Source organism: Shewanella sp., from assembly GCF_013214165.1.
Classification (GTDB): domain Bacteria; phylum Pseudomonadota; class Gammaproteobacteria; order Enterobacterales; family Shewanellaceae; genus Shewanella.
In genome coordinates this window covers 1-6,145 of sequence record NZ_JABSSM010000136.1, presented here as the reverse complement: position 1 = coordinate 6,145, position 6,145 = coordinate 1, and the positions used below count along the sequence as shown (strand labels likewise).

7 protein-coding genes are annotated in these 6,145 nt (G+C 48.3%); all 7 read left to right on the top strand.

Annotated elements, in window-relative coordinates; genetic code table 11:
• The first annotated feature begins 49 nt into the window (after positions 1-49).
• Positions 50-394 (top strand): ArsC family reductase, encoded by a 345-nt coding sequence (locus HRU42_RS20245; RefSeq protein WP_295033796.1) that lies wholly within the window; start codon positions 50-52, stop codon positions 392-394.
• The gene (gene dapE, locus HRU42_RS20240; protein ID WP_295033794.1) at positions 391-1,521 is read left to right on the top strand and encodes a succinyl-diaminopimelate desuccinylase; all 1,131 of its coding nucleotides are present in this window, start codon (positions 391-393) and stop codon (positions 1,519-1,521) included. The genes HRU42_RS20245 and dapE overlap by 4 nt, the downstream gene beginning before the upstream one ends.
• Positions 1,515-2,189 (top strand): M15 family metallopeptidase, encoded by a 675-nt coding sequence (locus HRU42_RS20235; protein ID WP_295033792.1) that lies wholly within the window; start codon positions 1,515-1,517, stop codon positions 2,187-2,189. The genes dapE and HRU42_RS20235 overlap by 7 nt, the downstream gene beginning before the upstream one ends.
• Before the next feature lie 108 nt (positions 2,190-2,297).
• The gene (locus HRU42_RS20230; RefSeq protein WP_295033791.1) at positions 2,298-3,131 is read left to right on the top strand and encodes an alpha/beta fold hydrolase; all 834 of its coding nucleotides are present in this window, start codon (positions 2,298-2,300) and stop codon (positions 3,129-3,131) included.
• A 120-nt stretch (positions 3,132-3,251) separates the two neighbouring features.
• Positions 3,252-3,869, top strand: a complete 618-nt coding sequence (can, locus tag HRU42_RS20225) for a carbonate dehydratase (RefSeq protein ID WP_295033789.1) — start codon at positions 3,252-3,254, stop codon at positions 3,867-3,869.
• 197 nt (positions 3,870-4,066) lie between these two features.
• Positions 4,067-5,251 (top strand): 8-amino-3,8-dideoxy-alpha-D-manno-octulosonate transaminase KdnA, encoded by a 1,185-nt coding sequence (kdnA, locus tag HRU42_RS20220; RefSeq protein ID WP_295033788.1) that lies wholly within the window; start codon positions 4,067-4,069, stop codon positions 5,249-5,251.
• Positions 5,252-5,324: 73 nt separating this feature from the next.
• Positions 5,325-6,145 (top strand): 3-deoxy-alpha-D-manno-octulosonate 8-oxidase KdnB (gene kdnB / locus HRU42_RS20215; protein WP_295033786.1); only part of this gene is annotated, 821 nt, incomplete at its 3' end.

The window sequence follows — 6,145 nt, the reverse complement described above, 5'->3', positions numbered from 1 at the left end:
CATGAGTAGCATAGGCATGAACACCTGCTTTCTAAATGGAGTAACCACCTTGACCCTCTACGGCATCAAAAACTGCGATACGGTACGTAAAGCCAGAAAATGGCTGCAGGCTAACCAACCTCAAGTGACGTTTCATGACTTTCGTGAAGATGGACTCGACAAAGACCAGCTCACTAGCTGGGTCGCCATGGCAGGCTGGGAAACGCTGTTCAACAAGCGCAGCACCAGCTTTAGAAATTTGTCCGATGCCGACAAGTCTGATATCGATGAGGACAAGGCCATCGAGCTGATGCTTGCCCATCCGACGCTGATCAAGAGGCCCGTACTCGTTGGCGCCGATAAGCTGCAGGTTGGTTTTAAAGAAGCCCAATACCAAGCCTGGTTTACCCTATGAGCCAGGATGTATTAACGCTGGCACAAGACCTTATCTCGCGTCCCTCTGTCACCCCACTAGACGAAGGCTGTCAGCAATTAATGGCCGACAGGTTGGCTAAGGCCGGTTTCAACATTGAACCTATGGTGTTCGAAGACACCACTAACATGTGGGCCAGACGCGGCACCGAAAAACCGCTATTTTGCTTCGCCGGTCATACCGATGTGGTGCCTGTGGGCGATCTCAATCGCTGGCACACACCGCCATTCGACCCTGTGGTCATAGATGGCTATCTGCACGGCCGCGGCGCCGCCGATATGAAGGGCTCGCTGGCCGCCATGTTGGTCGCGACAGAACGTTTCGTTGAGAAAAACCCAGATCATAAGGGCTCCATCGCTTTCTTGATCACCAGTGACGAAGAAGGGCCTTTCATCAATGGCACCACTCGCGTCATCGACACCTTAGAGGCCAGAAATGAGAAGATCACCTGGTCTCTGGTGGGTGAGCCGTCATCGACGCATAAACTAGGTGATATCGTCAAGAATGGTCGCCGCGGTAGCCTCACGGGTAACTTAACCGTCAATGGCATTCAGGGCCATGTGGCCTACCCTCACCTTGCGGATAATCCAATCCATAAGGCGATGCCAGCCTTAGATGAGTTGACTAACATGCATTGGGACAAGGGCAATGCATTCTTTCCGCCCACCAGCTTCCAGATAGCCAATATTAATGGCGGCACAGGTGCATCGAATGTGATCCCTGGCGCATTAGAAGTCATGTTTAACTTTCGCTATTCCACCGAAGTCACCGCCGAGATCCTCATCCAACGTGTGCTCAATATTTTAGATGCTCATGGTTTAGAATACGATATCAGCTGGATTTTTAACGGCCTACCATTTCTCACCGGCGATGGCCCTCTGCTCGATGCGACCAAGGCCGCGATCAAGCAAGTCACCGGCATAGAGACAGATCCTCAGACCACTGGCGGCACCTCAGATGGACGCTTCATCGCGCCTACCGGCGCACAAGTAATCGAACTGGGTCCGGTTAATGCCACCATTCACAAAGTGAATGAGTGCGTTAAAGTGGATGATATCGAACAACTCGCGCTGTGTTATGAGGTGATATTGGAGAAATTACTTTGCTAAATTCCAAGGCGACCTACGGCCTTAATACAAGCCGATTAGTAGAACATCAAGGCCATAAGCTCGAACGTAGAACCCGAGATGCATTCATAGAAATGGCCCGCGCTGCCGACTGTTATGGGGTAACACTTCAGCTCTGCTCCGGTCACCGTGATTTCAAAAGACAAGTTAAGATTTGGAACTCCAAGGCCAGTGGTAAACGGCCTGTTCTTGACCTTAAGTCGCGAGCGGTTAGCCTGAAAGGTAAATCTGCCGATGAGATCATCGATCTGATCTTGCTCTGGTCAGCACTGCCGGGCGCTTCACGCCACCACTGGGGCACAGATATCGATGTCTTCGATGCCACGGGTATCAAACAAGAGGATTTAAAACTGGTGACCGCCGAATACTCACGAGGTGGGCCTTGTGCCAATCTTCACCTCTGGTTGCTAGAGCATGCTGCTGAATTTGGCTTTTATTTTCCTTTTCAACAAGGATTAAGCGGCGTCAGCCCAGAGCCTTGGCACTTGAGCTATTACCCGGTATCCAACGGCATCTTAAGCAATTTCGATATCGAAGGGTTAAGGCAGACACTCATAGACTCAAACATCCTCTTTAAAGATGAGATATTGTCACGCCTGCCAGCGTTAACACAAGAATATGTGTTTAAGGTTGCGCCGCCTCCCGAGTAGGAGAACTTAAGTAAGCACTAGCGAGTCGGCGAGTGCTTAATAAACGTCACTGACTCAATTTTCACCTAACGAAAATCGACTCTCATTACCATGAAGACAGCAGAAAATATGAATTTTTCATCCGCAAGAAAGCAGATAACCATAGATAACAAGCGTCTTAGTTACCTAGATATAGGCACGGGTCCGGTACTATTATTCGGCCATTGTTATCTTTGGGATTCTAAGATGTGGGCCCCTCAAATCGAGCATCTGTCGAAACAGTATCGTTGTGTCGTGCCCGACCTATGGGGACACGGTGAGTCAGACACGCTTCCTGAGTCCACCCACTCATTACGAGATATCAGTCAACAGATGCTGCAATTGATGGATAGCCTATCGATAGACAATTTTTCAGTGATTGGCTTATCTGTCGGTGGTATGTGGGGGGCAGAGTTGGCAATAGCCGCGCCGAGTCGTGTTAATGCACTCGTCATGATGAACTGTTTTATAGGCTATGAGCCTGAAGTCGCCAGGGCTAAGTATTACGCCATGCTAGATATCATCAAAGAGACCCAAGGCGTTCCTGCGTCGCTTATCGAACAGATAGCCCCACTCTACTTCGCCAAGAACCTAGAGCAGGATAATCCTGAGTTATTTGACACGTTTAAGCAATCACTCGCCAATATTCATCCTGACCGTATCGAGAGTATTTGTCGATTAGGTAAGATTATCTTCGGTCGTCGGGACACCATGGATGATATCGAGCAATTGATCTCACCCTGCTTAATCATGACGGGACTAGAAGACACGGTACGACCCGTGCTAGAAAGCTATTTGATGCACGATGCCATCGCTGGCAGTGAATTTATCAATATTCCCAAGGCCGGCCATATCTCGAGTCTAGAACAACCCGATTTTGTTAATGGTGAGTTGGATAAATTTCTCGCTAAGCACTTAACATAGTCGTTCATGGTCGATTAATGTTCACTTTGTACTTTACTGAGTAGACCAGCAAGGTGAGCAAAGGATGTTAGAATAAATGTCATCACAACCGACTGTTAATTACTTAATTTCTGTGAACACATGAAAATACTAAAACCCTTATTTGACAATAATCGCCGCTGGGCCGAACGTATAGTACAAGAGAAGCCTGATTTTTTTGAGCAGTTGGCGAAGCAGCAAAATCCGGAATACCTCTGGATTGGCTGCTCGGACAGCCGGGTGCCGTCGAATCAAATTATCGACCTGATGCCAGGTGAAGTCTTCGTGCATCGCAATATCGCCAACATGGTGATCCACACGGATCTTAACTGTTTATCTGTACTTCAATATGCGGTCGAAGTGCTAAATGTTAAACACATCATGGTTGTCGGTCACTATGGCTGTGGTGGTGTGAAAGCCTCTATGGGTAACAAGAGGCTCGGGCTCATCGATAACTGGCTGGGGCACATCAGAGATATCCACCGTCTTCATAGCACGGAACTCAATAAGCTCGATGAACAGGACAGGTTCAATCGTCTGTGTGAACTCAACGTCATCGAGCAAGTCGGCAATGTCTGTAGCACCAATATCGTTCAGGATGCTTGGGCCAGAGGACAGAATGTCTCGGTTCATGGCTGGATTTACAGTGTCGACAATGGCTTGCTGTCGGATCTTGATGTCACCGTAGATAACGAACATTTTAAACCAGAAATCGATTAACTTGACCATGCTAGCCCTTAAATTCACTAAATTTAGGGGCTGGATGTACACGCTTTGCCCTATCTCTCCAATATCTTGCTTTTTTAGTTAAATATTCCTTAATAAACATCGCAGTTTTCCGGCGAACCCAGTTATAATCTTTCGGTTATGATTTATATCTCGCGCAGATAAGCGCAGCGAATTCTAAGGAAATTTCCATGCCCGGTTTTGAATTATTTGGTCCTGAAGAGAAGCAAGAAGTTGCAGACGTAATGGAGAACGGTTTTACCTTCCGTTATAACTTTGATCATATGCGTAATGACCGTTGGAAAACGCGTGAGATGGAGCAGTTGCTTTGTGAAAAAATGAATGTGAAGCACGCTCACCTTCTTTCAAGCGGTACGGCAGCCTTACAAACAGCCCTTGCCGCGGCGGGTATTGGTGCAGGCGACGAGGTTATCGTGCCTCCATTTACATTCGTCGCCTCTGTTGAAGCGGTATTCATGGCCGGTGCAGTGCCTATTTTTGCCGAAATCGATGAGACCCTTTGTCTCTCTCCGGAAGGCATCGAAGCGGCGATCACCCCGCGAACTAAAGCCGTTAACTTAGTGCACATGTGTGGCTCTATGGGCAAGATGGATGAAATTAAGGCCATCTGTGATAAGCATGATCTGGTGCTGCTCGAAGATGCCTGTCAGGCTATCGGCGGCAGCTACAAGGGCCAAGCTCTAGGCACTATCGGTGATGTAGGCTGTTACTCTTTCGACTCGGTTAAGACCATCACCTGTGGTGAAGGCGGCGCCGTTATCACTAACAGCGACACCATCTATAACCACACGCATATGTTCTCGGATCACGGCCACGACCATGTGGGCAACGACCGCGGTGCGGAAGACCATCCAATCATGGGTCTGAACTTCCGTATCTCTGAGCTGAACTCGGCCATGGGCCTGGCGCAATTGCGTAAGCTAGATACCATCATAGCGATCCAACGTAAGCATAAGAAGATCATCAAGGATGCCATGGGCGACATCGCCGAAGTGACCTTCCGTGAACTTCCCGATGCAGAGGGTGACTCGGCTGGCTTCCTGACTTTTATGATGCCAACGGAAGCGCGCACCATAGAGATCAACAAAAAATTAGCCGAAAATGGCGTAGACGGTTGTTTTTACTGGTATATCAACAACTGGCACTACCTGAACAACTGGAAGCACATTCAAGAGCTTAAGTCTTGCTCTGCCCTGCCGATCACATTAATTGACGACCGTCCTGACTATACTAAGGTGTCGGTGCCTAAGTCTGATGCCATCATGAGCAAGACCATCTCTATGTTGATTAAGCTCTCCTGGACCGAGGAAGAGATTGCCCAGCGTATCGAGAACATTAAGCAAGCCTTTGCTTAAATAGCATTGAGCCATATTTTTTATTGCGCCTGCAATCTAGGCGCAATTTCACATTTCAACGGAGAATGTTGTAATGAGTTTTAAAAATTTCAAATGCGTACCTAAAATGATTTTTGGACGTGGTTCATTCGTCGACCTCGATAAAGTGTTGGCCGAAGAACGTAAGAATGAAGATGATTTCGTGGTCTTTCTTGTGGATGATGTCCATCAGGACAAGCCACTCGCGGCGCGTGTGCCCGTTAAAGGCCATGATCTACTTATCTATGTTAACGTTGACGAAGAGCCATCGACTAAGCAAGTCGATGCCCTCACCGAGCAGGTACAAGCCTTCAACGGTAAGCTTCCTGTGAGCGTGGTGGGTCTAGGTGGTGGTTCGACGCTGGATTTAGCCAAGGCTGTGTCTTTGATGCTCACCAACCCAGGTGGCAGCGCCATGTATCAAGGTTGGGATCTTATCAAGCACCCGGCGATTCATCATATCGGCATCCCGACAATTTCGGGTACCGGCGCCGAAGCATCACGCACGGCTGTGCTATGTGGTCCGGTGCGTAAACTGGGTCTGAACTCAGATTTCACGGTATTCGATCAGATCATCATGGACTCGGAGCTTATTGCCGGCGTCGCAAGAGATCAATGGTTCTATACGGGTATGGATTGCTTCATCCATTGTGTTGAATCGCTACAGGGCACCTTCCTCAACGAATTTGCTAAAGCCTTCGCAGAAAAATCTATGGATCTTTGTCGTCAAGTCTATATCGACGATCATGCAGAGAAAGATGATAAGTTAATGATGGCTTCTTACATGGGCGGCATGAGCATAGCCTATAGCCAGGTTGGTGCTTGTCATGCCGTATCTTACGGCTTAGGTTATGTGCTGGGTTATCATCACGGTAT

Bases quoted from the DNA above. Each gene is read 5' to 3' on its own strand.
- dapE (WP_295033794.1), top strand. From the start codon at position 391: ATGAGCCAGGATGTATTAACGCTGGCACAAGACCTTATCTCGCGTCCC.
- HRU42_RS20230 (WP_295033791.1), top strand. From the start codon at position 2,298: ATGAATTTTTCATCCGCAAGAAAGCAGATAACCATAGATAACAAGCGT.
- can (WP_295033789.1), top strand. From the start codon at position 3,252: ATGAAAATACTAAAACCCTTATTTGACAATAATCGCCGCTGGGCCGAA.
- kdnA (WP_295033788.1), top strand. From the start codon at position 4,067: ATGCCCGGTTTTGAATTATTTGGTCCTGAAGAGAAGCAAGAAGTTGCA.